We start from the raw sequence: 23155 nt of genomic DNA, 5'->3' as shown, positions 1-23155 counted from the left end.
AGGAAATACCCAAGAACCCTGATATTTGAAAAAATCTTGCCCTACCGGTCAGAAATTCTTAGGCGTGTTGCTCAATCCATTGGCAATTGGCCCTCAATGTCGCCTGCGCATCGTTCTTCTCGCTTAACCCGTCTGCGCCGTGTGACTTACGGTCAGCAGCTTTTTGGGCTGGCCACGATCCCGTTGGTTTTGGCCGCTGCCGCCATCGCATTACTGGTCAACATACAATCCAGCCGCATGGCAGAGCGAGAGTTGGCCGCCCTTGAACGCACCCTGATTGAAACGAAAAAGGCAGAGTTAAAAAACTACCTCAGCCTCGCTCGGACCGCCTTTGTGACGATCTATGGCAATGCGGCCCCCGATGATGCGTTGGCAAAGCTGCGGGTAACACAGATCCTGTCTGCGATGGTTTACGGACAAGATGGGTTTTTCTTTGTTTATGACTACGACGGCACAAACCTTGTTTCGCCGCGGCAAACGCGGCTGATCGGACGCAACTGGACGGGAATGACAGACGCCAACGGGGTGTCCATAACCGACACGCTGATCGATGTGGCACGCTCCGGCGGCGGGTATCACACCTATGAATGGGAAAAACCATCGACCGGGGAAACCGCGACTATGATCACCTATGTGATCGGCTTGCAGGACTGGCAATGGGCGATTGGTACCGGCGTGTTTATTGACGAGGTGTTGACCAGTGTGGCCGCCGCACGTGCCGAAACGCAAAGCCGTGTGCGGCGGACATTTGTGCAGATCGGGCTGATCACCGGTGCGGCCCTCACGATCGTGTTTCTCTCGGGGCTCCTAATCACAGTCCGCGAAAGGCGTTTGGCGGATGCCAAGCTGAAGGCGCTAACCCAACGGGTGCTCGACACCCAAGAAGAAGAGCGCGGCCGCGTCGCGCGCGAATTGCACGACTCAATCTCTCAGATCCTTGTGGGGGTGCGGTATAAGTTGGAACTGGCCAAGCGGCTAACTGCCAAGGGCGGCGCAGGGGCAACCAAGGCCGTGGATGAAGGCATCGAAGGCCTACACGGCGCCATCGGTGAGGTCCGGCGCATCAGTCGTGATCTACGCCCCGGCGTTTTGGATGACCTTGGGCTGGGCCCTGCCCTCAAGGCGCTGGCCGAGGATTTTTCAGCCCGCACCAAAGTGCCCGTGAACTTTCAAACCGTGGTCTTTCGTAACCGCCTCGATGCGGAGGCCAAGAATGCCCTGTACCGCATCGCGCAAGAGGCTTTGACAAACATTGAACGCCACGCTGAGGCGACCGAAGTCTCGGTCAGTGTGGCAGGACATCGCAACGGGGCCACGCTACGCATTGCCGATAACGGCAAAGGGCTAACCGCAGGCCGCGACCAAACGGTTGCGCGCACCGGGCGCAGTGGCCTTGGGTTGCGAAACATGCAAGAACGCGTCGAGCAATTGGACGGCACCTTGCGCGTAACCACCACGGATGCAGGCACCGTGATTGAGGCGGATGTGCCCCTAAGCCACCTGCTTGCACCGCAAGCGGGACGCGATGGCACAGGAAGACGAGCGAAGGATCAAAACCTATGAATTCGATCAAGGTTCTTATCGTGGATGACCACCCGATGGTGGCTGACGGCATCCGCGCCATTCTGGAAACCTATGACGATATCGTTGTTGTCGGCACGCTCGCAAATGGCCAAGAGGTCATTGATCAGGCCGCGACGCTTGCTCCGGATGTCATTCTGCTTGATTTGAACATGCCGTTGGTCAACGGGCTGTCGGCCACCGAAATCCTGCTAGAGAACCACCCCGATACCCGCATATTAATCCTGTCGATGCATGACACGCCCGAATACATCAACACGGCCCTCAACCACGGCGCGATGGGCTATGTCCTTAAGGATGTTCCGACCGAAGAAATCCGCCGCGCCATTGATACCGTCATGGCAGGAGAGCGGTATTTGTGCCCCGGTGCTGAAGGGTCTCTCACGCCAGTGGACGGCGCGGCCGAGGCGCTTACCTCACGGGAGCAGACGATTTTGCTGCAATTGGCCCAAGGTAAATCCAACAAGGACGTCGCGGTTGAGTTGGATATTTCGGTTCGAACCGTGGAAACCCACCGCAAGAACATCAAGCGCAAGTTGGGGATTTCTTCAACTGCTGGACTGACGCGCTATGCGTTAGAGCACGGGGTGCTACAGGGGACCGGCGCGCTGCTGTAACGCTACGCCTCTGCCAACAGAAGGCAAGTTTCCGAGTTCACGACCCCCTCAATCTCGCGCACCTCACGAAGGACCCGGTCAAACCGGCGCAGGTCCTGCGCCTCGATCCGAGCGACCAAGTCCCAGCCGCCGTTAGTTGAATTCAACGTCACGATCTCGGGCATTTTGCGCAGCTGCCGGATAACTGCCCGGCTCATTGCACCTTGCAGTGCAATAAACATGATCGCAGCAATTGCGTCATCATCGCTCGCGAGCGTGACCTCAACCGTGAAGCGCTTGATCACACCGCGGTCCTTCAGCCGCTCAATCCGGGCTTGGACTGTGGCACGCGACAGGTTCAACTGCCGCGCAAGCTGCGTCGTGGCGATCCGCCCGTCGCGTTTCAGTGCCGCGATCAACGCGCGGTCGGTGTCATCCAAGTCAAACATTATGTGAGATTACCCTAACAATATGCCAACAATATGGCACATTTTGTACAGCTTTGACACTATGTCCTGACGATTTGGGCGGCGATATTAGGGCCAATAGACCCCAGCACAGGATCACGCGCGTGCCCAGTTACCAATTGATCGGCATTCCCATTGAAATCGGCGCAGGCCGTGGCGGTTGCCTTATGGGGCCGGATGCCTACCGCACAGCGGGGCTTGGGCCGTCGCTTGCCGCCTTGGGGCACGATGTCCAAGATGTGGGCTCCCTTTGGGTCGAGGTTGGCCCAGACATTCCGCATCCAAATCCCTCTGTGCATCACCTTGCCGAGGTTGTGGCCTGGACGAACCAAATCGCTGAGTTCAGTTTTCATGTCTGCCGCACCGATCACATCCCCATTTTCATGGGCGGCGATCACGCAATGGCAGCCGGGTCAATCGGCGGGCACGCAAACGCGGCGCATCACGATGGCCGCCCCCTTTTCGTGCTGTGGCTAGATGCCCATCCCGACCTGCACACACTCGACACGACCGAGAGCGGAAATTTGCACGGCACGCCAATGGGTTATCTGACAGGCGGCGCAGGGTTTGAGGGGATTTATACGCCCCTAAACGCCCCAATTCCCGGCCCAAACATCTGTATGATGGGCCTGCGCAGCGTTGATCAGGCTGAGCGTGCGGCGATCCAGCGCCTTGGGATCGACGCACATGACATGCGCGCCATTGATGAAACTGGCGTGCGCGCACCGCTCGAAGAGTTCTTGGCCCGTGTGCGTGCTGCCAACGGCCGTCTGCATGTCAGCCTCGACGTAGATTTTCTTGACCCAAGCATCGCGCCCGCTGTCGGCACCACGGTACCCGGTGGCGCCACTTTCCGTGAGGCCCACCTGATCATGGAAGTCCTGCACGAAAGCGGGCTCGTGAATGCGATTGATCTCGTAGAGTTGAACCCCTTTCTCGATGACCGAGGCCGGACTGCGAAACTGATGGTGGATCTGTGCGGATCTCTCGCGGGTCGGACGATTTTGGACAGGGTCACACGCAGTGCATAAAGGAAAAAATGACGTGAAAGACATACTACAACCCTCTGATCTGGCGTATGTTCCCTTTGTGAGCGTCGCAAACATGATGCGCTTGATCCATACGATAGGACCCGGCCAGATGATGGCCGACATGGCATCTGTAATTGAGGCAGATTTCAAGCGCTGGCCCGAGTTTGACAAAACACCCCGCATCGCGGCCCATTCTGAGGAAGGGGTGATTGAGCTGATGCCCACCTCGGACGGTGCGCAATATGGCTTCAAATACGTCAACGGCCATCCCGCAAACATGGCGCGCGGATTTCAAACCGTGACGGCCTTTGGCGTGCTCAGCCGAGTCGATACCGGCTATCCAGTTATGCTGACGGAAATGACGTTACTAACAGCGCTACGCACGGCAGCAACCTCGGCCTTGGTTACGCGGCTTTTGGCCCCCCAGGACGCGCACACCATGGCGTTGATCGGCAATGGCGCTCAGTGCGAGTTTCAGGCCGTTGCCATACGCGAGCTATGCAAGATTAATACCCTCCGCCTGTATGACATTGACGCCAAAGCCACGACCAAGGCCGCCAATAACTTGCGCGCCCAGGGATTTGACGTCACCACTCACACCAGCCCCGAAGAGGCGGTCACAGGCGCACAGGTCATCACGACCTGCACCGCTGACAAGCAATTTGCCACCATCTTGACCGACAATATGATCGGCAGCGGCGTGCATATAAACGCCATTGGTGGGGATTGCCCCGGCAAGACAGAACTGCACCCAGATATTCTACACCGCTCTGATATCTTTGTGGAATATCCGCCGCAAACCCGCGTTGAGGGAGAGATACAACAGCTAGACCCCGACCACCCCGTGACCGAGCTTTGGCAGGTGTTTGCCGGCCAAACATCGGGACGGACCCGCGACGATCAGATCACACTGTTCGACAGCGTCGGCTTTGCCACTGAGGATTTTAGCGCCCTGCGATATGTGCACGCCCAGCTAAACGATCACCCGTTCTATGAGCCGCTCGATATGCTCGCGGACCCTGATGATACGCGTGACCTTTGGGGAATGTTGATGCGGGCGGGTTAAGGTCGCGGACCCGTCATAGCGGCTGTGCGGTCTCGACCAGACGGGCCAAGAAACTGGCCCCGACCGGCGCAACCGCATCGTTGAAATCATACTTGGGGTGATGCAACCCCGCGCTATCGCCGTTCCCGATGAACAGATATGCGCCGGGGCGCGCCTCTAGCATATAGGCAAAGTCTTCGGCCACCATTTCGGGACGACCATCCGGGGTCACATTGCTTTGCCCCACAATTTCTGCGGCAACATCAGCAGCAAACTGCGCTTGCGCAGGGTGGTTAACCGTCGGGGGATACCCCCGATCATAATCGACAACGGCTTGCACCCCAAAGCTTGCCGCCTGCCCCGTCACAATTTCGGCCAAGCGGGTCTCGGCCATGTCGCGAACCTCGGGCGTGAATGTACGCACGGTTCCCTCAAGCCAAGCGTGGGCGGGAATAATATTGTCGGCTGTACCTGCGTGTATCTGCGTCACAGACAGGACCAAATCATCGCCCGAGCGCAAATTGCGGCTGGTAATAGTGTGTAGCGCGTTGCCAATGGCCAATGCGGCTGTGATCGGATCAAATGTGTTTTGGGGGGCGGCCCCATGCCCGCCCTTGCCTGTGATATCAATCCGGAATGTATCAGCGGCCGCCATAATCGGGCCCGGCGTGGTCCAAAATGCACCAGCCGCTACACCCGGCCCGTTGTGCAGTGCATAGACCTCATGGATATCAAAGCGGTCCATCACGCCCTCTTGCACCATAACACGACCACCGCCGCTGCCCTCTTCGGCGGGTTGAAAAATAAGCGCGACCCGGCCCGAAAAACGGCGCGTTTCACTGAGGTATTTGGCCGCCCCCAACAACATTGTCGTGTGCCCATCGTGACCACAGGCATGCATTGCACCGGGTGTCTGGCTGGCCCAATCGACACCTGTTTCCTCCTGCATCGGAAGCGCATCCATGTCCGCGCGCAGCCCAATCGTCGGACCCTCCGCTCCACCATTGATGATCGCGACCAGTCCGGTCTGCGCAATCCCTTCATGCACCTCATCCACCCCAAATTCACGCAGCTTTGCAGCCACAAACTCCGCTGTTTTGTGACAGGCAAAATCGATTTCGGGGTTTTGGTGCAACCAGCGCCGCCATTCGGTCATTTGCGGTGCAAGGTCCGCGATGGAATTGAGCACGGGCATGGGTTGTCCTCATCTGGATTCTGGGCTTTGATCGAGACTGTAAAGCACAGACGGGGACCCGCAATGGACAGTGACACACTTTGCAAGACCCCCGGCGGCGGATTACCCCGTTTGCTAGAGATCATGCGCCGCCTGCGCGACCCGAAAACCGGCTGCCCGTGGGATATCGAACAGACATTTGAAACCATCGCACCCTACACCATAGAAGAAGCCTATGAGGTCGCCGATGCAATCGAGCGTGGCGATATGGCTGAGCTTAAAGGTGAACTGGGCGATCTGCTTTTGCAGGTCGTCTATCACGGTGAAATCGGCTCAGAGGCCGGGCATTTCGACTTTGATGCCGTGGCCGAGGGCGTGGCGCAGAAAATGGTCGACCGGCACCCCCATATTTTCGGAGACGAAAGCCGCGATAAATCAGCCGAACAACAAGTTGCCGACTGGGAGGCACAAAAGGCCCGCGAGCGCGCGGCCAAGGCGCGTGGTGGTGTGTTGGATGATGTGGCGCTTGGGCTGCCTGCGCTGTTGCGCGCCGTCAAGCTACAAAAGCGCGCCGCACGGGTTGGGTTTGACTGGCCGGAAACCACGCAAGTGCTCGCTAAAATGCAAGAAGAAGCCGCCGAGCTGATCGAAGCCCAAGACCACCTTTCGGCAGACGAAGTGACCGAAGAAATGGGCGATCTGTTGTTTGTCATGGCAAACCTTGCCCGCCACATGGGGGTCGACCCAGAGGCCGCTTTGCGAGCCGCTAACGCCAAATTTGTGCGCCGGTTTGGCACGATTGAGGCCGCTCTGGCCGCGCAGGGTCGTCGCCCCGAAGACAGCGATCTAGCCGAGATGGACGCACTTTGGGACGCCGCCAAACACGCCGAAAAAACCGCCTAGGCCCGCAAAAACACCTTGCACATGCGCGCCGCCGCAGCGAGACCAACGCCAAGGGAGGCGCGACAATGACCCGCAAAATCATCATAGACACTGATCCCGGACAAGATGACGCCGTAGCGATCCTATTGGCCCTCGGATCACCAGAGTTAGAGGTTCTTGGCCTAACGGCGGTGGCGGGAAATGTGCCCCTGCCCTTGACCCAGAAAAACGCGCGCATCGTGTGTGAGCTGGCGGGACGCCCCGACCTGCCTGTGTTTGCGGGCTGCGATCGCCCCCTGCGCCAGCCGCTGGTGACGGCAGAACATGTGCACGGCAAGACGGGGCTCGACGGACCGCAGATGGCCGATCCGGTGATGCCCTTGCAGGAACAACACGGCGTCGATTTCATCATCGACACACTCCGGGCCGAACCATCGGGCACCGTGACGCTATGCCCATTGGGCCCATTGACCAACATCGCGACCGCCTTTGCCCGTGCCCCCGATATCATTGAGCGGGTGCAGGAAATCGTCTTGATGGGCGGGGCGTATTTTCAGGTGGGAAACATCACTCCCGCCGCGGAATTTAACATCTATGTCGACCCAGAGGCCGCGCAGGCTGTATTTGCCGCTGGTGTGCCCTTGGTCGTCGCGCCATTGGATGTAACGCACAAAGCACTGGCCACCGCCCCGCGCGTGGCCGCTTTCCGCGCGCTTGGCACCGAAGTCGGGCGCATGGTCGCCGAGTGGACCGATTTCTTTGAGCGCTTTGACAAAGAAAAATATGGCAGTGCCGGCGCTCCTTTGCATGACCCATGCGTGATTGCCTATCTGCTGAAACCAGAGCTGTTCACAGGGCGCTTCGTCAATGTTGAGATTGAGGTCAACAGCCCCCTCACCCGTGGCATGACCGTTGCCGACTGGTGGCGCGTGACGGACCGTGCGCCCAACGCGCTGTTTCTTGGCGATCTTGACGCCGACGGTTTTTTTGCCCTCTTGGTCGAGCGTTTGGCGCGGCTTTGACCGCCCCTGCACGCGGCACAATTCACAAATTAACCCATGAGGTGGGCGATGTTAGCGTTTGAGAGCACCTATGCGGATCTGCCCGCCCGGTTCTATACCCCGATGCAAGCCACTGCCGTCGCGGACCCGTCTTGGTTGGCCGTGAATGACGACTTGGCCCAAGACCTTGGCACCAACGGGGCGGACATCCGCGCGGCTCTGGATGTCTTTGCAGGCAACGCTCCGCCACCGGGGGCGCGGCCATTGGCGCAGGTCTATGGCGGGCATCAGTTTGGCCATTGGTCTGGGCAATTGGGCGACGGTCGCGCGCTTTTGCTGGGTGAAGTTATCGACACCCAAGGGGACCGACGCGACGTGCAACTCAAGGGCGCGGGCCCTACGCCCTACTCCCGCTCTGGCGATGGCCGGTCCGCGCTTGGCCCCGTTGTACGTGAATTCTTGGTTAGTGAGGCAATGGCCGCTCTTGGCGTGCCCACCACCCGCGCGCTTTGCGCCGTACGGACAGGCCAGCAAGTGCTGCGTCAGTCCGGGTGGGAACCCGGTGGTGTTCTGACCCGTGTGGCCGCAAGCCACATCCGCGTAGGCACATTCCAGTGGCTTGCCAGCCAAGGCGACCGCGAAGGTGTCGCCGCGCTGGTTGATTACACGCTTAACCGCCACGCCCCCGACCGCAAAGGCCCCCTTGGCCTGCTGGCGCACACGATGCAGGCCCAAGCGCACTTGATCGCGGAATGGATGGGACTGGGGTTTATCCACGGCGTCATGAACACAGATAACATGACCCTTTCGGGCGAAACCATCGACTACGGCCCCTGCGCCTTTATGGAGGCGTATACTCCGGGCCAAGTATTCTCATCGATCGACCAAATGGGCCGCTATGCCTATAGCAATCAGCCCAACATCGCCCTTTGGAACCTTGCGCAACTGGCCACAGCCCTCCTGCCGTTGTGGGATGACCAAGAGGCGGGCATTGCCGAAATGACCGACGCGTTGGAACAATTTCACACTGCCTACGCCGCCGCGTGGGAAACAAAACTAGCAGCAAAAATCGGGTTAGAGCGCGCGCATTTTGGACTGGGTGTCGAGTTGCTGGAATTGATGGCGACTGAACGCGCGGATTTCACCAACACGTTCCGGGCGTTGGCAGCGGATACTGCGCAAACACTGTTTAGCGATACTACCGCCTACGCTGAGTGGCACGCCAAATGGCAAGCTCACGCGCCAGACCCCGCGCTGATGGCGCGCACCAACCCCGCTGTGATCCCGCGCAATCACCGCATCCAAGAGGCGATCACGGCCTGTGACGCAGGCGATGACGCGCCGTTCAACGCGCTCTGGGAGGTTTTGCGCGACCCCTTCGCCGAAACGGAGGCCAATGCGGCCTATCGCCTGCCCGCAACCCCCGAAGAAGCCGTCACCCGCACCTTTTGCGGGACCTGACCCAAAGGCGCGAATTGCAAACGGCAGTGCGCGCCCCTAGACCTTGGGTGTTGAGAGGGAAGTTTGATGCGAGAAACAATTTTAAGCCGCTGCGAGGCCAAGGGCCTGCGCATGACCGAACAGCGCCGCATCATTGCAGGCGTGCTTGAAGCAGCCGATGACCACCCCGATGTCGAAGATCTCTACACCCGCGCCTCGGCGCAGGATCCGAATATCTCCATCGCGACGGTCTACCGCACGGTCAAATTGTTTGAGGAAGCAGGTATTCTAGAAAAGCTGGAGTTCGGCGATGGCCGCGCCCGGTACGAAGACGCCGACCGGGATCACCACGACCACCTGATTGATATGACAACCGGTGAGGTCATCGAATTCGTCGACCCAGAGATCGAGGCCTTGCAGGAAAAAATCGCCGCACGGCTTGGGTTTACGCTCAAGGGCCATCGGTTGGAGCTGTACGGCGTTCGGCGCAAAGGATGACACGATCCCGGCGCATCGCCCCTCTATTTTTCGGAGCCAATGTATGAACGATACGCTGCGTGGTGCGGCTGTGATGACCCTTGCGATGGGGTTATTCGCTATCGAAGACGCCTTTATCAAATGGGTGTCGGGTGAAGTCACCGTCGGTTTCATCATTCTCGTGATCGGCGTAATCGGCTTTGTGCTGTTTGCGGCCATCGCGCGGGCACAGGGCCATGCATTGTGGTCTGCGGAATTGGCCACACGGCCGGTTGGGCTGCGAATCGCAGGTGAGGCCGTGGGCACGTTGTGCTTTGTCAGCGCGCTTGCCTTGGTGCCCCTTGCCACGGTCATCGCGATTTTCCAATCGGGGCCTTTGATCGTTACGCTTGGGGCCGCGATGTTCCTTGGGGCGCCCGTTGGTTGGCGCCGTTGGAGCGCGATCATCGTGGGTTTTATAGGCGTTCTGATAATCGTGCGCCCCGGTACCGTTGCATTTGATCCGTATCTTTTATTGTGCGTTGGCGCCGCGATTGGCCTGTCTATCCGGGATTTGGCCACGCGTGCCGTACCCTCAACCGTGCCATCAATGGTGCTGGCCGCACACGGACTGGCCGCAATTATTCCTGTCGGTGGGGTCCTGTTGCTGTGGACTGGCGGAAGCCCCCTGCCCAGCGGGCTGGGCTTGACCGGTTTGGTGTTGGCGTTGTTTTCAGGGCTGGCGGGCTATTACGCTATCGTCACGGCGATGCGGCTGGGTGATGTCGCCGTGGTCACGTCATTTCGCTACACCCGGCTGCTCTTTGGCCTCATCATCGCGGTTGTGATCTTTAAGGAACGCCCTGACGCGTTAACACTTGTGGGTGCGGCTATCGTGCTTGCATCGGGCATTTACACCCTCATGCGCGAGGCACGTGTGGCAAGGCGCGCCTCCAAGACCCCTTCCCCTTAAGGACGCGACCCGGTAGGACGACCTCATCCCATTTTATCGACCACCGGAGACCAGTTCATGAGCACCATTATCGACGTCCACGCCCGCGAAATCCTTGATAGCCGCGGCAACCCGACCGTGGAAGTTGACGTCACCCTCGAAGACGGGACCATGGGCCGCGCGGCTGTGCCATCGGGCGCATCCACTGGCGTGCATGAGGCGGTCGAACTGCGTGATGGCGACAAAAGCCGCTACATGGGCAAGGGTGTTCTAAACGCCGTGGCCGCTGTGAACGGCGAAATCGCCGATGCGCTTGTAGGGTTTGAGGCCACCGAACAAGAAGCCATCGACGCAGCTATGATCGAACTTGACGGCACCCCCAACAAAGCCCGCCTTGGTGCGAATGCCATCTTGGGTGTTTCAATGGCCGTCGCGCATGCTGCCGCCGACTATGTCGGTCAGCCGCTTTACCGTTATATCGGGGGCACATCCGCCCGCGTTCTGCCCGTGCCAATGATGAACATCATTAACGGTGGTGAACACGCAGATAACCCAATCGACATCCAAGAATTCATGATCATGCCCGTCTCGGCCACCTCAATCGCCGAGGCCGTGCGCATGGGATCTGAAGTGTTTCACACCCTGAAAAAAGAATTGTCTAACGCAGGTTACAGCACGGGCATCGGCGACGAGGGTGGCTTTGCACCCAACCTAAGCTCGACCCGCGACGCGCTGGATTTCATCCTAAAGGCCGTCGAAAAAGCTGGCTACAAACCCGGTGAAGACATCTATCTGGCACTCGATTGCGCCGCGACAGAATACTTCAAGGACGGCGCATATGTGCTTGCCGGTGAAGGAAAAACTCTCACCCCAGCGGAAAACGCGGCCTACCTTGAGGCGCTTGTAAACGACTACCCCATTATCTCGATCGAGGACGGCATGTCCGAAGATGATTGGGAAGGTTGGAAAATCTTGACCGATGCCATCGGCGACAAGGTGCAACTAGTCGGCGACGATCTGTTTGTCACAAACCCTGCGCGCCTTGAAATGGGCATCGAGCAAGGTTGCGCCAACTCCTTGCTGGTAAAAGTGAACCAGATCGGCACCCTGTCTGAGACCCTAGAGGCCGTTAGCCTTGCGCAGCGCACACAAATGACATGCGTAATGTCCCACCGCTCCGGTGAGACTGAGGATGCGACCATCGCGGACCTCGCAGTTGCAACCAATTGCGGCCAGATCAAAACAGGTAGCCTTGCGCGCTCTGACCGGCTCGCGAAATACAACCAGCTGATCCGCATCGAAGAAGCCCTCGGCGAAACCGCTGTTTACGCGGGCACCTCCATCCTGCGCGGCTAAGCGCCGGCTCTTGTACCATCACATGACGCGGCCTAGGGTCGCGTCATGACCCACCTGCCCGCCCCTTCGCTTGACCGGCCCATGTTGGGCATCGCTTTTATGCTTGGTTTTTGCCTTATGGCACCGTTGGGGGATGGGATGGCAAAGGCCTTGGCCGGGACGTTTCCCGTGTTGATGCTGGTGTTCGTGCGCACAACAACACAGACAGCATTGCTGGCCCCGCTTGTTGCGCGCAACCTCGCATCGCTGCGCCTTTCACCGCGGCTCTGGCGCCTGACACTCCTGCGCGCCTGCCTGCATATTCTCGGGATTTGGGCGATGTTCGCCTCGCTCACGTATCTGCCGCTGGCGGACGCCATCGCGATTGCATTCGTGATGCCGTTCATCCTTCTTTTGCTGGGGCACTTCGTAATGGGTGAAGAGGTCGGCCCCCACCGCATGGGGGCTTGCATCGTCGGTTTCATGGGCACGCTGATGGTGATCCAACCCAGCTTTGCGAACGTCGGCTGGCCGGCAATGCTGCCACTGGTCGTAGCCGTGGTCTTTGCGCTGTTTATGCTGGTCACTCGTCAAATTTCCAAAGAAATCGACCCAATCACGCTACAGGCTGTTAATGGCGCGCAAGCCAGTGTGCTGGTGGGGGCTGCTGTCCTGCTCACAGGGGCGCACGGAACATGGCCGGTCCCCCAAGGCTCTGACATCCTATGGCTTTTTGCCCTTGGTGCATTGGGCACTTTGGGGCACCTGTGCATGACATGGTCGTTACGGTTGGCACCTGCATCCACGCTTGCCCCGATGCAATACCTCGAAATTCCGGTCGCAACTATCATCGGGTTTGCGGCATTTGGCGACCTGCCCAACGGCCTCGCGGCTTTCGGGATTTGCGTCACGGTTCTAACTGGCCTTTATATCATTCTTCGCGAAAACAAGGGGAGGTCTGCATGACCGCCGATCAGATCATTGCCGAGCTCGACCTAAAGCCCCATCCAGAGGGCGGCCATTATCGAGAAACATGGAAAGCCGAGGCCCCATGCGGCAAGCGTCTCGCAGGAACAGCGATTTACTTTCTGTTAAAGGCGGATGAACGCAGCCATTGGCACCGGGTCGACGCGGATGAGATGTGGTTTTGGCATGCGGGCCATGCGTTAGAACTGCGCGTGGCAGTGGATGACACAGGCCCGGCCAACGTTCACCTCTTGGGTCCTGACCTGCCCCATATGCGGCCCCAAGCACTGGTGCCCAAAGACGCCTGGCAGGCAGCTCGCCTACCAGCGGATGCACCCAAAACTGCCTGGGCGTTGGTCAGTTGCACCGTCACACCTGGCTTTCAGTTTGAAGGCTTTGACCTCGCGGAGCCTAGCTTTGACATCCCCGACGCGGTCTAGGCATCCAGCTCTGCGTCCCAATACAGATAATCCATCCAGCTTTCGTGCAAATAGTTGGGTGGAAACTTGCGCCCCAAGTTCATCAACTCGGCACTTGCAGGCTGACGCGGCGCACGGCGCAAACTAAACCCGCACTGTTTCAAAGACTTAGAGCCCTTTCTTAAATTGCACCGCGAGCATGACGCCACCACATTTTCCCACGACGTGACCCCACCGCTGGCGCGAGGCACCACGTGGTCAAAGGTCAAATCGCCCTTGGATGAGCAATACTGACAGGTGAATTCATCGCGCAAGAACAGGTTAAACCGGGTGAACGCCACGCGCTTTTGCGGCTTTACATAGTCCTTTAGAACCACAACCGAAGGCACACGAATTTCCGTCGTGGGGCTGCGCACGGTATGATCGTACTCCGCCACGATATCCACCCTGTCCAAAAACGCCGCCTTGACCGCATCTTGCCACGGCCAAAGGCTCAGCGGCAGGTAGCTCAGCGGCCGATAATCCGCATTCAGCACCAGTGCTGGATAGCGTTTCAGTGTTTGGGGATCGCGTAAAAACGCGGTTTTGAAATCATCGCCCGTCGGGGGCGTGGGATGCGTCGGGGGGCTAAGCCCAACGTCGTTTGGTCGTGCGTCCATCAAAGACTCCGTCCTCGCTCCGTATGCCGCAGTGGCCACCGGAGCGGGAGCCCCGCCCCAGCAACATCCACTATATATGGCGGCTGCCATCTGGCAAGACCCTAGATGGCAGCTTCCAAGAGTGTCATACAAAGACGATGTAACGGGCGCGTGACGCTATTCCAGTCCCAGAACGGACCGCATGAACGCCAGCGAAACGCTTAGCCCATCGGGCGCGATCCCGTGACCTGTTCCCTTTTGAACGTGCGCGAACACTTTTTCCCAACCCGCCTCCTGTAGGGCTTCGGCGGCTTTGGGCAGGCTTTCGACTGGCACGACATCATCCGCGTCCCCATGGACCAGCATGACCGGCGGGCGGGATACGACCTCATCGGCAAGGCTTTCTGGCTCCAACAGGCGGCCAGAAAACGCCACGACGCCCGCAAAGGCTTCGGCCCGGCGCGGCGCCACGTGCAACGCCATCATCGTGCCTTGGCTAAAACCAAAGAGGACCGTTTGCGCAGGGGTAACCCCGTGCTCGTCCATCAGGTCATCAAGAAACGCATTCAGATCATCAACCGCAAGCATCATGCCCTTGCGCGATTCCTCCTCGGAGGAGCCATCGATCCAAGGGATCGGAAACCATTGAAATCCCATAGGATTGGCCACAGACCGCTCTGGGGCGTTGGGCGCGGCAAAGGCAGTGTCCGGCAGGTGTTCGGCCAGCGGATCGGCCAACCCCAATAGGTCTGGGCCATCGGCGCCATATCCATGCAGAAATACCACAAGGTTTTTGGTCGTCCCCGACTGGGGCGCGCGGCTTTGCTGGTCGAGCGTGCGTGTCATCGGGTCCCTTCCCTTGATTTAGCCACCCCGTAGTAGGCCCAAAGGACGCGGGCTGCAACGGCGCGCCACGGGGCCCAAGCCTCTGCCATGGCGCGGATTTCTTTTTCCTTTGGGCGCGTGTCTAGATTGTACAAAATCCGCACGCCTTCTTGTAGAGCAAGGTCACCGGGCGCGAACACGTCCGCGCGCCCCAGCGCGAACATCGCGTATATTTCCGCCGTCCACCGCCCGATGCCCGACACTTGGGTTAACTCTTCGATCACAGCCTCGGTGGGCGCATCGCGCAACGCCTTAAAGTCGATCCGCGCCTCTGCCAGTGCCCGAGCATAGCGAATTTTCTGTGCCGAAAGCCCGCAGGCGCGCAGGTCCTCATCGCGCGCCCACATAATTTTGCGCGGCCCCGTCAGTTTAGCGGCCTTCATCCGCCCCCAAATCGCATCCGCCGCAGCGACCGAGATTTGCTGGCTCACGATAGCATCAAGCAGCGGCGCAAATCCGTCGGGCTTGCGGCGCAATGGCAACGGTCCGGTTTGGGTCAGAGCATATGCCATGCGCGGGCACGCCGCGGCCAAGGCCATGGCCCCTTCGGTCACACATGCCGGTGTAACTATAATCCGTTCGCTATGCGGCATGGGCTTTGACAAAGCTTTCCGCGGTATCGAGGGATGTGGTCATTGCCGCGTCTGGCAAAGGTGGGCGAGACAGCAAAAAGACCGGCAAACCAAGGACACGCGCAGCTTCCAGCTTTGCATAGCCCATTGGTCCACCTGCATTCTTTGCGATCATGTGGGTGATGCCGTAGCGCTCCAAAAGTGCGGCCTCGACCTGTGGGTCGTTGGATGGCAAGCCCACAATTACACCGCCCTTAGGCCAGGGCGCCGGGCCCGTGTCGTCCACGCGCCGCAGCCAAATCGTATGTTCGTACAAGGGCGCTGTCTGCTCTGCACTTTGCCCGCCTGTCGCAAGGAATATGGTGCTGTCCTTTGGAATAACCGACGCCGCCGCTTTCAGCCTGTCCACCTCATGCCATTGATCTCCGGGTTGCGGCTGCCACTCAGGACGCAAAAGCCGCAAATACGGCAAGGCTCGTTCGGCGCAGATAGAAGCCGTTCGTTTCGGCATATGCGCAGCATAGGGGTGTGTTGCGTCAAGAATTGCGGTGATGCCTTCATCCTTTAGAAAGGAATGAAACCCCTCAGCCCCCCCAAAACCACCTATCCGAGTGGGCACGCCATACGGTTTGGGCTTACGCGTCACACCCGCCAAAGATGCGATGACCGGATGCCCAGTGAGCCGGTGGCTCAGCACACGCGCCTCACCCGTTCCTCCTAGCAACAAAACCGTCATTCGGCCCGCCCAATGATGGTGCCCTTACGATCAATAACAATTGTATCAACTTTAATATCAGCGCCTTGCAACGTGATCTTAATCTGATCCAGCCCCCTGCGCGCAACCGCCTCTGCAAGGTCGGGCCCTACGCGCGTATATGCCTCAAGCGCGGTATTGCAGTCGGTTAGATCCTGCCCGACCCAAGACGAAAGCGCACCCAAGTCTACCTGCGAGCGACCTGAATGAAGATCCATCGCGCCTTGTGCCAATTTGCACATCTTGCCGATGCCGCCACCAATCGTAAGACGCGGAACGGGGTGACGGCGCAAGTATTTCAGCAGGCCGCCAGCGAAATCCCCCATGTCCAGCATCGCGTGATCCGGCAGGCCGTGAACCCCTTGAACGATCCGCTCAGACGTAGCCCCTGTGCAGCCCGCAACATGAGGCAGCCCACTGGCTCGCGCCACATCAATCCCACGGTGGATCGAGGCGATCCATGCCGCACAAGAGAACGGTCGCACAACGCCCGTTGTGCCCAAAATCGACAATCCGCCCTCGATCCCAAGGCGCGGGTTCCACGTCTTGAGGGCCAGTTCCGCACCGCCGATAACGCTGACGGTAATCTCAATGTCTGGGGCGCGATCATGCGCTACGGCAAGGGCCACGACCTCTTCTTCCATCATCTTGCGTGGAACGGGATTAATTGCAGGCTCACCCACGTCAATTGGCAGGCCGGGTTTGGTTACCGTACCCACCCCAGCGCCTGCGCGAAACACCACCCCACCGGCACTAGGGCGGACCGTCACGCGGACCTCGGCACCGTGGGTCACATCGGGGTCATCGCCTGCGTCCTTAATGATCCCGGCCTCAGCCTCATTACATGAAGAACGTGCCCCAACCACTTCAAATTCTGGCTTTTCCCCTTTGGGCAGAATGATCGACACCCGCCCCGGCACGTCGCCACCCCACAGCCCCATCAACGCGGCCTTTGTGGCTGCGGTGGCGCAGGTGCCAGTGGTCCAACCACGGCGCAAAGTGACAGCATCAGTCATACTCGCACCCTAGCGACAGGTGGATGCGTCGCCAATGGGCAAAGGCTTGTCGTCAGCGCATCTTTTCGCCGCGCCAAAGAACAGGCATAAGCGCGCCATGAACGACTCTGTTTCCTTTCCGGGCGGCAACTGGCCCGAGATGCGTGCTGGCTGGGTGTGGCTTTGTGGTGCAGGCCCGGGTGACCCCGGGCTGATGACGCTGCATGGGCTGAACGCGCTGCGTCAGGCTGATGTCATTGTCTATGACGCGCTTGTGGGGGACCGCCTATTGGAATGGGCGCCACAAGCCGAGCATATCTATGCGGGCAAGCGCGGCGGCAAACCTTCGTCCAAACAGCGCGATATTTCGCTGCGGCTGGTGGAGCTGGCGCGTGCGGGCAAACGGGTCTTGCGGCTCAAGGGGGGCGATCCGTTTGTGTTTGGCCGCGGCGGCGAAGAGGCCCAGACTCTCGTGCAGCACGGAATTCCGATCCGTATCATCCCCGGCATCACCGCAGGTGTCGGCGGCTTGGCCTACGCGGGCATTCCCGTCACCCACCGCGATGTGAACCAATCCGTGACCTTTGTGACTGGCCATGACGCCAGCGGCAACACGCCCTGTGGTCTAGATTGGGCTGCAATCGGGCGCGGCAGTGAGGTCATCGTGATCTACATGGGCATCAAACATATCGCCCAGATCACCGAAGCCATCATCGCGGGCGGCCGGCATCCGGATGAACCCGTGGCCGTGGTGCGCTACGCCACACACGAAACCCAAGAAGTGTTGGAGACCACGCTTTCACGCGCGGCAATCGACGTTGAGGCCAGCGGTATGGGCGCACCTGCGATCATCTGCGTAGGCCGCGCCGTGAGCCTGCGCCAAGCCCTAGATTGGCAGGCTATGGCCGCCGGAGAGGCCCCGCGCAGCCTAGACCCGTTGGACCGTGGGCGCCCGGCAGAAGTGTCATGAAAGGCCTGATCCTAGCCGCGCCCACCTCTGGGTCCGGCAAGACAACGGTCACGCTTGGCCTGTTGCGCGCCCTCAGCGAGGCCGGCGTCAAAGTAAGAGGCGCAAAATCCGGTCCTGACTACATTGATCCCCGTTTTCATGAGGCCGCCTGTGGGCGGCCTTGTATGTCTTTGGACGCTTGGGCAATGGGTCCCGAACACCTGCGCGCGCTGGCCGCCACAGGCACACCTGAACTGCTGTTGATCGAAGGGGCAATGGGGCTGTTTGACGGCGCCCCGCCGAACGGTCGCGGATCCACCGCTGACCTCGCGCGGACACTTGGCCTACCTGTCGTTTTGGTCGTTGATGCCGGGCGCATGGCACATTCCATCGCGCCTTTGGTGGCCGGTTTTGCCAACTTTCATCCAGAGGTCACGATTGCGGGCGTGATCCTCAACCGCGTCGGCTCTCCTCGACATACGCGCATGCTGCGCACGGCACTTGAACCACTTGGCATGCCAGTCCTTGGTGCAGTCCCGCGCGTGCGCGGACTGGAACACCCCGACAGGCATTTGGGATTAGTCCAAGCACAAGAGCGCCCAGATTTGGATGCGTTCTTGGATCGTGCCGCCGACACGCTTGCCCTGACGGTCGATTTGGACAAGTTGCATGACCTAGCGGCACCCTTGGCCGCCGTGCCTGCGCTACAGCCGGTAAAGCCCCCTGCCCAGCGGATTGCAGTCGCCTCAGACGCGGCGTTCGATTTCGCCTATCCCCACCTGCTGGACGCATGGCGTGCCGCGGGGGCGCAAGTGGTCCCCTTTTCACCCCTTGCCGATAACGCGGTACCAGAATGCGATCTTGTGTACTTACCCGGCGGCTACCCCGAATTGCACGCAGGCACTCTGGCCGCCAATGCGGTGTTCCTTCATTCGCTGCGGCGGGCCAGTGAAACCGCGCAGATCTACGGAGAATGCGGCGGCTACATGGTGCTGGGCCAGACCTTGATCGATGCAACCGGCACGCCCCATGCCATGGCGGGTCTGTTGGATCTAGAAACAAGCTTTTCCGTACGAAAGCTGCACCTTGGCTATCGCAAGCTGCATGCAGACCACGGGGCGTTCCCCGGCACATGGGCGGGCCATGAATTTCACTACGCCACAACCGTTAGGGCCAAGGGCTCGCCACTCTTTACTGCCCAAGACGCCGAAGGCACCAAATTATCCCCGATGGGGCTGCGCGATGGCCCGGTCAGCGGGTCGTTCGCACATTTGATCGCACCGCTGTGACCCGCACCGCGCGCTGGACGCGGTGCAGAGCAGACTGTAGGACAAGAGCATGACAGCAATCATTGAACCGTCGACAAACGACGCCCGCGCCAAGCGCAATGTAATGGTCTTGGTCATGGCCCAGGCCATTTTGGGCGCGCAAATGCCCATGCTCTTTGTGGTCGGCGGCTTGGCGGGTCTGACGATTGCGCCGACCCCATTGCTGGCGACGCTCCCGATTTCGCTGATTGTATTTGGTTCAATGACCACCGCGCCGTGGATTTCCCCCCTGATGCAACGGATGGGGCGACAGGTGGGATTTGTGATTGGCGCGCTTGGCGGCGCTGCCGGGGGGCTTATCTGTGCCGCGGCACTTTACCTCGATAGCTTTGCGCTGTTCCTGCTGGGCAGCTATTGCACCGGCATCTACATGTCTGCCCAAGGGTTCTACCGCTTTGCAGCGGCCGATGGCGCATCAGATGCCTACAGACCTAAGGCCATTTCCTACGTAATGGCAGGCGGCCTCGTGGCAGCATTGCTGGGGCCGCAACTGGTAAAAGTGACGAACGAAGCGTTTATCTATCCGTTCTTGGGCACCTATCTAGCGGCGGCGGTTCTTAACATCGTTGGGATGTCGCTGTTTTGGTTCCTCGACATGCCAAAACCCGCACCGGTTGCCGGCAAAGCCCCCAGAGGCCGCACACGGATGGAACTGTTGCGTGACCCTGCCGTGTTGGTGGCAATCATTTGCGGGATGGTGACCTATTCATTGATGAACCTCATCATGACCTCGACGCCACTGGCTGTCGTGGGCTGCGGCTTTACGACCGGAGACGCGGCCGACATCGTATCAGCGCATGTGATCGCCATGTTCGCGCCGTCGTTTTTCACCGGACACCTCATCGCGCGCTTTGGCGCCAGCAAAGTTGTTTCGGTTGGATTGCTATCCCTTGGCCTTGCCGGCGTTGTGGCGATCGCGGGAGTAGATCTGTTCAACTTTTACGGCGCGTTGGTGCTGCTAGGGCTTGGGTGGAACTTTGGTTTTATCGGTGCCACGGCCATGCTAACCGCAAACCACGCGCCAGAGGAACGCGGCACCGCCCAAGGCCTGAACGATTTGATCGTGTTCGGGTTCGTGACACTGGCCTCGCTCAGCTCGGGTGGGTTGGTGAACTCGGGGGCCGACATGGTTGCGGGTTGGACGGCTGTAAACATCGCGATGGTGCCGTTCCTGACACTGGCGGGGGCCGCGTTGATCTGGCTTCGGTTGCGCCCGATGAAAGTTGCCTAACACGCCTGCCTTTGATCGCAACGCGATGCGCGCCTCTGGCGCTTATGAGTATTTGTGGAACAAAGGAGCGCGCTAGAGGCCCAGTATTGCCGCCTTTGCGAGGCTGATCCGTTTTCTGAATTCGGATTGGCCTAGGCTCCCATCGGCAACGCGCGTTGGGTTTTGAGCGACTTGTTGCAACAGCGGTTTAACCTGCCACGCGGGCAATAGCGCCGGGTATTTCGGTAGTTTGGGCAGGTTGAGGGCTTGGGACGCGAGCATCCGAATAGCATCAGAGCGACCGTCCACCAATGGAATACGATTGGCAGCCTCTAGCGCCGGAACCGCACGGAACCAATTGATGAGGCCAAGCGCCCTGCCCCATGCACGAATGGTTTGCTCTTCGCAGGCACGCGCACCAGTAAGCCGGGCGGCTGTCCAAAGGACACCGGCGCTGGTCTCATCAAGGTATTTCTCGAAATGCGCGGCGTCTTCGAACGGATCTTTGTAAATATCCCATCGACGGGCCGCCACAGCCAGATCAAGCGTCGCGCAGGCTTCTGCATCAAGAAGGTCAGCCAGTGGTGAGACAACTTCATGACGGCGCACCGCACCGCCTGCCTCTATTTCCTCAAGCGCGTCACGCCACCATTGCAACCGCATTTCAGCGATCATTGGCTCTTGGGTGACCCAAGGAGCGCGCGCAATTTCAACGTTGAACGCATAAAGCGGGAACAAGGTCGCGCGCAGCGCCGGCGGCGCGGCCATCGTGGCCAAAAAGCGGTCAGGATCGCCCCGTTCGACCAGTTCGGCGCAGGCCTGTAAGCTCACGTGTCTTGCACCAGCTTCCAGCGGATCGCATCGACCAAGGCTTCGAAACTTGCGTCCACTATGTTGGCCGAAACGCCCACGGTGGACCAACGACGACCCTTGTCGTCCTCACTATCGATGATCACACGGGTGACAGCCTCAGTGCCGCCCTGTGTAATTCGAACCTTAAAATCCACCAGGCGGATGTCTTCGATCAGATCTTGGTAGGCGCCAAGGTCCTTGGTCAAAGCCTTAGCAAGCGCATTGACGGGGCCACGGTCTGTGCCTTCGGCGTCCATGCTTTCGCTGACCGACAGTTTCTTCTCTCCGCCAACTTTCACGACCACCACGGCCTCCGACAGGCTGACCATCTGATCGTATTTGTTTTTGCGCCGCTCAACCGTGACGCGGTAGCGTTTAACCTCAAAAAAGTCGGGCAGCAGGCCAAGTGCCTTGCGTGCGAGCAGCTCAAAGCTGGCCTGCGCGGTATCATAGCTGTAGCCCGCGTCTTCACGCGTTTTTATCTGCTCCAAAATCAGCCGCAGTGCGTCCGTATCGCTTGACGGCAGGCCCGCGCCTTCAAGCCGTTTGCGCAGGTTCGACAGGCCCGCTTGGTTTGACATCGGAATGATGCGCGCATTGCCAACTGTTTCGGGCGGAATGTGTTCGTAGGTTGCGGGGTTCTTCGCAATCGCGCTCGCGTGCAGGCCAGCCTTATGGGCGAATGCTGACGCCCCCACGTAGGCCGCTTCGCGCCGTGGCACGCGGTTAAGGATATCGTCCAGTTTACGCGAAATCCGCGTCAGGTCCGCAAGACCCTCGATTGAAATGCCAGTATCGAACATCTCACGATAGGGAGATTTCAGGACCAGCGTCGGGATCAATGCCGTCAGGTTGGCGTTCCCGCAGCGCTCCCCCAACCCGTTGAGCGTGCCTTGGATCTGGCGCGCCCCGGCTTCCACCGCCGCAAGGCTGCCAGCGACGGCCTGTTCGGTATCGTTATGCGTGTGGATGCCCAGATGGCTGCCCGGCACACCAGCTGCAATGACCGCCCGGGTTACTTCTGCGATGCGGCCGGGCATTGTGCCGCCGTTTGTGTCGCACAGAACAATCCAGCGCGCGCCAGCGGCCAGTGCTGTGGTGGCGCAGGCAATCGCGTAGTCGGGGTCGGCTGTGTAGCCGTCAAAGAAATGCTCTGCGTCAAACAGTGCCTCGCGCCCTTGGGCGGTGACATGCGCGATGGAGGCGCGGATCGCCTCAAGGTTTTCGTCGAGCGTGCAGCCTAGTGCCGTATCCACATGGAACGGGTGCGTTTTACCCACTAAGCAGACCGCCGGGGTGCCTGCGTTCAACACGGCGGCCAGCACATCGTCATTCTCCGCCGAGCGGCCAACGCGTTTGGTCATGCCAAAGGCCGTCAGGGTCGCGTGCTGGGTCTGGGCTGTCTCAAAAAAGGCGCTGTCTGTTGGGTTCGCTCCGGGCCAACCGCCCTCGATATAGTCGACGCCGAGTGTGTCGAGCATGGCCGCAATCGCTTGTTTCTCAGCCGTTGAGAACTGAACGCCTTGGGTCTGCTGGCCATCGCGCAGCGTCGTGTCATAGAGGGACAGTTTTGCGCGGGTCATAGGGCCTGCCCCTTTTCGGCACGCAGGGCAGTTCTGAGCGAGTA

The 23155-nt window shown here is 59.6% G+C and carries 24 protein-coding genes; 15 read left to right on the top strand and 9 right to left on the bottom strand.

Features of this window, described 5'->3' with window-relative positions; translation table 11 throughout:
* Positions 1-96: 96 nt before the first annotated feature.
* On the top strand, positions 97-1563 hold the full coding sequence (locus tag AC4GMC_RS03460; RefSeq protein ID WP_487877287.1) for a cache domain-containing protein: 1467 nt from the start codon (positions 97-99) through the stop codon (positions 1561-1563).
* Positions 1560-2198 (top strand): response regulator transcription factor, encoded by a 639-nt coding sequence (locus AC4GMC_RS03455; protein WP_487877288.1) that lies wholly within the window; start codon positions 1560-1562, stop codon positions 2196-2198. The genes AC4GMC_RS03460 and AC4GMC_RS03455 overlap by 4 nt, the downstream gene beginning before the upstream one ends.
* A 2-nt stretch (positions 2199-2200) precedes the next feature.
* Here AC4GMC_RS03455 and AC4GMC_RS03450 read toward each other — a convergent pair whose 3' ends face one another.
* Positions 2201-2626: an Lrp/AsnC family transcriptional regulator gene (locus tag AC4GMC_RS03450; protein ID WP_487877289.1), complete on the bottom strand. Its 426-nt coding sequence runs from the start codon at positions 2624-2626 to the stop codon at positions 2201-2203.
* A gap of 122 nt (positions 2627-2748) precedes the next feature.
* Between AC4GMC_RS03450 and rocF the strand changes: the two genes are divergently transcribed.
* A complete protein-coding gene (gene rocF, locus AC4GMC_RS03445) occupies positions 2749-3675 on the top strand; it encodes an arginase (RefSeq protein WP_487877290.1) in 927 nt (308 codons plus the stop codon).
* A gap of 13 nt (positions 3676-3688) precedes the next feature.
* Positions 3689-4741, top strand: a complete 1053-nt coding sequence (gene ocd, locus AC4GMC_RS03440) for an ornithine cyclodeaminase (RefSeq protein ID WP_487877291.1) — start codon at positions 3689-3691, stop codon at positions 4739-4741.
* 13 nt (positions 4742-4754) lie between these two features.
* Here the strand turns inward: ocd and AC4GMC_RS03435 are convergent, their stop codons facing one another.
* Entirely contained in the window at positions 4755-5915 is a 1161-nt protein-coding gene (locus tag AC4GMC_RS03435; RefSeq protein ID WP_487877292.1) for a M20 aminoacylase family protein, read from the bottom strand.
* Between the two features lie 63 nt (positions 5916-5978).
* Between AC4GMC_RS03435 and mazG the strand changes: the two genes are divergently transcribed.
* The 8 genes from mazG to AC4GMC_RS03395 all read left to right on the top strand — a co-directional run bounded on the left by mazG (position 5979) and on the right by AC4GMC_RS03395 (position 13366).
* A complete protein-coding gene (gene mazG, locus AC4GMC_RS03430) occupies positions 5979-6797 on the top strand; it encodes a nucleoside triphosphate pyrophosphohydrolase (RefSeq protein ID WP_487877293.1) in 819 nt (272 codons plus the stop codon).
* A gap of 65 nt (positions 6798-6862) precedes the next feature.
* Positions 6863-7798, top strand: a complete 936-nt coding sequence (locus tag AC4GMC_RS03425; RefSeq protein WP_487877294.1) for a nucleoside hydrolase — start codon at positions 6863-6865, stop codon at positions 7796-7798.
* A gap of 48 nt (positions 7799-7846) precedes the next feature.
* On the top strand, positions 7847-9238 hold the full coding sequence (locus AC4GMC_RS03420) for a protein adenylyltransferase SelO (RefSeq protein ID WP_487877295.1): 1392 nt from the start codon (positions 7847-7849) through the stop codon (positions 9236-9238).
* A gap of 66 nt (positions 9239-9304) precedes the next feature.
* Positions 9305-9715 (top strand): Fur family transcriptional regulator, encoded by a 411-nt coding sequence (locus tag AC4GMC_RS03415; protein WP_038003401.1) that lies wholly within the window; start codon positions 9305-9307, stop codon positions 9713-9715.
* A 43-nt stretch (positions 9716-9758) separates the two neighbouring features.
* Positions 9759-10646 carry a DMT family transporter gene (locus AC4GMC_RS03410; RefSeq protein WP_487877296.1) on the top strand — a complete coding sequence of 296 codons (888 nt, stop codon included), beginning with the start codon at positions 9759-9761 and terminating at the stop codon, positions 10644-10646.
* 57 nt (positions 10647-10703) lie between these two features.
* Positions 10704-11981, top strand: a complete 1278-nt coding sequence (gene eno, locus AC4GMC_RS03405) for a phosphopyruvate hydratase (RefSeq protein ID WP_038003404.1) — start codon at positions 10704-10706, stop codon at positions 11979-11981.
* Positions 11982-12026: 45 nt separating this feature from the next.
* Positions 12027-12926 (top strand): DMT family transporter, encoded by a 900-nt coding sequence (locus tag AC4GMC_RS03400; RefSeq protein ID WP_487878582.1) that lies wholly within the window; start codon positions 12027-12029, stop codon positions 12924-12926.
* On the top strand, positions 12923-13366 hold the full coding sequence (locus AC4GMC_RS03395) for a cupin domain-containing protein (RefSeq protein ID WP_487878581.1): 444 nt from the start codon (positions 12923-12925) through the stop codon (positions 13364-13366). Before AC4GMC_RS03400 ends, AC4GMC_RS03395 begins: the two co-directional genes overlap by 4 nt.
* Here the strand turns inward: AC4GMC_RS03395 and AC4GMC_RS03390 are convergent.
* The 5 genes from AC4GMC_RS03390 to AC4GMC_RS03370 all read right to left on the bottom strand — a co-directional run bounded on the left by AC4GMC_RS03390 (position 13363) and on the right by AC4GMC_RS03370 (position 17210).
* Positions 13363-14004, bottom strand: coding sequence for an HNH endonuclease (locus AC4GMC_RS03390; protein ID WP_487878580.1), 642 nt, complete (start codon positions 14002-14004; stop codon positions 13363-13365). The genes AC4GMC_RS03395 and AC4GMC_RS03390 overlap by 4 nt on opposite strands.
* A gap of 156 nt (positions 14005-14160) precedes the next feature.
* The gene (locus AC4GMC_RS03385; protein WP_487878734.1) at positions 14161-14829 is read right to left on the bottom strand and encodes an alpha/beta hydrolase; all 669 of its coding nucleotides are present in this window, start codon (positions 14827-14829) and stop codon (positions 14161-14163) included.
* Positions 14826-15461 carry a DNA-3-methyladenine glycosylase family protein gene (locus tag AC4GMC_RS03380; protein WP_487878733.1) on the bottom strand — a complete coding sequence of 212 codons (636 nt, stop codon included), beginning with the start codon at positions 15459-15461 and terminating at the stop codon, positions 14826-14828. Before AC4GMC_RS03380 ends, AC4GMC_RS03385 begins: the two co-directional genes overlap by 4 nt.
* Positions 15451-16176 carry a precorrin-6A/cobalt-precorrin-6A reductase gene (locus AC4GMC_RS03375; RefSeq protein ID WP_487878732.1) on the bottom strand — a complete coding sequence of 242 codons (726 nt, stop codon included), beginning with the start codon at positions 16174-16176 and terminating at the stop codon, positions 15451-15453. The genes AC4GMC_RS03380 and AC4GMC_RS03375 overlap by 11 nt, the downstream gene beginning before the upstream one ends.
* Complete coding sequence (locus tag AC4GMC_RS03370) at positions 16173-17210, bottom strand: cobalt-precorrin-5B (C(1))-methyltransferase (protein ID WP_487880194.1); 1038 nt, start codon at positions 17208-17210, stop codon at positions 16173-16175. The genes AC4GMC_RS03375 and AC4GMC_RS03370 overlap by 4 nt, the downstream gene beginning before the upstream one ends.
* Positions 17211-17307: 97 nt before the next feature.
* Between AC4GMC_RS03370 and cobA the strand changes: the two genes are divergently transcribed.
* Genes cobA through AC4GMC_RS03355 form a run of 3 tightly spaced genes read left to right on the top strand, consistent with a single transcriptional unit; the run spans position 17308 to position 20697 of the window.
* Positions 17308-18159 (top strand): uroporphyrinogen-III C-methyltransferase, encoded by an 852-nt coding sequence (gene cobA, locus AC4GMC_RS03365; RefSeq protein ID WP_487878522.1) that lies wholly within the window; start codon positions 17308-17310, stop codon positions 18157-18159.
* Positions 18156-19427 (top strand): cobyrinic acid a,c-diamide synthase CobB, encoded by a 1272-nt coding sequence (locus AC4GMC_RS03360; RefSeq protein WP_487878521.1) that lies wholly within the window; start codon positions 18156-18158, stop codon positions 19425-19427. Before cobA ends, AC4GMC_RS03360 begins: the two co-directional genes overlap by 4 nt.
* Positions 19428-19476: 49 nt before the next feature.
* Complete coding sequence (locus AC4GMC_RS03355; protein WP_487879136.1) at positions 19477-20697, top strand: MFS transporter; 1221 nt, start codon at positions 19477-19479, stop codon at positions 20695-20697.
* A gap of 72 nt (positions 20698-20769) precedes the next feature.
* Here AC4GMC_RS03355 and AC4GMC_RS03350 read toward each other — a convergent pair whose 3' ends face one another.
* A complete protein-coding gene (locus tag AC4GMC_RS03350) occupies positions 20770-21507 on the bottom strand; it encodes a squalene/phytoene synthase family protein (protein WP_487879137.1) in 738 nt (245 codons plus the stop codon).
* A complete protein-coding gene (gene cimA / locus AC4GMC_RS03345; RefSeq protein WP_487879138.1) occupies positions 21504-23111 on the bottom strand; it encodes a citramalate synthase in 1608 nt (535 codons plus the stop codon). Before cimA ends, AC4GMC_RS03350 begins: the two co-directional genes overlap by 4 nt.
* Positions 23112-23155: the final 44 nt, after the last annotated feature.

Source organism: Thalassobacter sp. (assembly GCF_982993085.1).
This window is presented reverse-complemented; position numbering and strand designations above follow the sequence as displayed.

Excerpts from the sequence above, each read along its gene's own strand:
- eno (WP_038003404.1), top strand. The coding sequence starts at position 10,704 with ATGAGCACCATTATCGACGTCCACGCCCGCGAAATCCTTGATAGCCGC.
- AC4GMC_RS03375 (WP_487878732.1), bottom strand. The coding sequence starts at position 16,176 with ATGACGGTTTTGTTGCTAGGAGGAACGGGTGAGGCGCGTGTGCTGAGC.
- AC4GMC_RS03385 (WP_487878734.1), bottom strand. The coding sequence starts at position 14,829 with ATGACACGCACGCTCGACCAGCAAAGCCGCGCGCCCCAGTCGGGGACG.
- AC4GMC_RS03455 (WP_487877288.1), top strand. The coding sequence starts at position 1,560 with ATGAATTCGATCAAGGTTCTTATCGTGGATGACCACCCGATGGTGGCT.
- AC4GMC_RS03380 (WP_487878733.1), bottom strand. The coding sequence starts at position 15,461 with ATGCCGCATAGCGAACGGATTATAGTTACACCGGCATGTGTGACCGAA.
- AC4GMC_RS03450 (WP_487877289.1), bottom strand. The coding sequence starts at position 2,626 with ATGTTTGACTTGGATGACACCGACCGCGCGTTGATCGCGGCACTGAAA.
- cobA (WP_487878522.1), top strand. The coding sequence starts at position 17,308 with ATGAACGACTCTGTTTCCTTTCCGGGCGGCAACTGGCCCGAGATGCGT.
- cimA (WP_487879138.1), bottom strand. The coding sequence starts at position 23,111 with ATGACCCGCGCAAAACTGTCCCTCTATGACACGACGCTGCGCGATGGC.
- AC4GMC_RS03410 (WP_487877296.1), top strand. The coding sequence starts at position 9,759 with ATGAACGATACGCTGCGTGGTGCGGCTGTGATGACCCTTGCGATGGGG.
- AC4GMC_RS03355 (WP_487879136.1), top strand. The coding sequence starts at position 19,477 with ATGACAGCAATCATTGAACCGTCGACAAACGACGCCCGCGCCAAGCGC.
- AC4GMC_RS03420 (WP_487877295.1), top strand. The coding sequence starts at position 7,847 with ATGTTAGCGTTTGAGAGCACCTATGCGGATCTGCCCGCCCGGTTCTAT.
- AC4GMC_RS03425 (WP_487877294.1), top strand. The coding sequence starts at position 6,863 with ATGACCCGCAAAATCATCATAGACACTGATCCCGGACAAGATGACGCC.
- AC4GMC_RS03435 (WP_487877292.1), bottom strand. The coding sequence starts at position 5,915 with ATGCCCGTGCTCAATTCCATCGCGGACCTTGCACCGCAAATGACCGAA.
- AC4GMC_RS03370 (WP_487880194.1), bottom strand. The coding sequence starts at position 17,210 with ATGACTGATGCTGTCACTTTGCGCCGTGGTTGGACCACTGGCACCTGC.
- mazG (WP_487877293.1), top strand. The coding sequence starts at position 5,979 with ATGGACAGTGACACACTTTGCAAGACCCCCGGCGGCGGATTACCCCGT.
- AC4GMC_RS03415 (WP_038003401.1), top strand. The coding sequence starts at position 9,305 with ATGCGAGAAACAATTTTAAGCCGCTGCGAGGCCAAGGGCCTGCGCATG.
- AC4GMC_RS03395 (WP_487878581.1), top strand. The coding sequence starts at position 12,923 with ATGACCGCCGATCAGATCATTGCCGAGCTCGACCTAAAGCCCCATCCA.
- AC4GMC_RS03400 (WP_487878582.1), top strand. The coding sequence starts at position 12,027 with ATGACCCACCTGCCCGCCCCTTCGCTTGACCGGCCCATGTTGGGCATC.
- AC4GMC_RS03390 (WP_487878580.1), bottom strand. The coding sequence starts at position 14,004 with ATGGACGCACGACCAAACGACGTTGGGCTTAGCCCCCCGACGCATCCC.
- AC4GMC_RS03360 (WP_487878521.1), top strand. The coding sequence starts at position 18,156 with ATGAAAGGCCTGATCCTAGCCGCGCCCACCTCTGGGTCCGGCAAGACA.
- AC4GMC_RS03460 (WP_487877287.1), top strand. The coding sequence starts at position 97 with ATGTCGCCTGCGCATCGTTCTTCTCGCTTAACCCGTCTGCGCCGTGTG.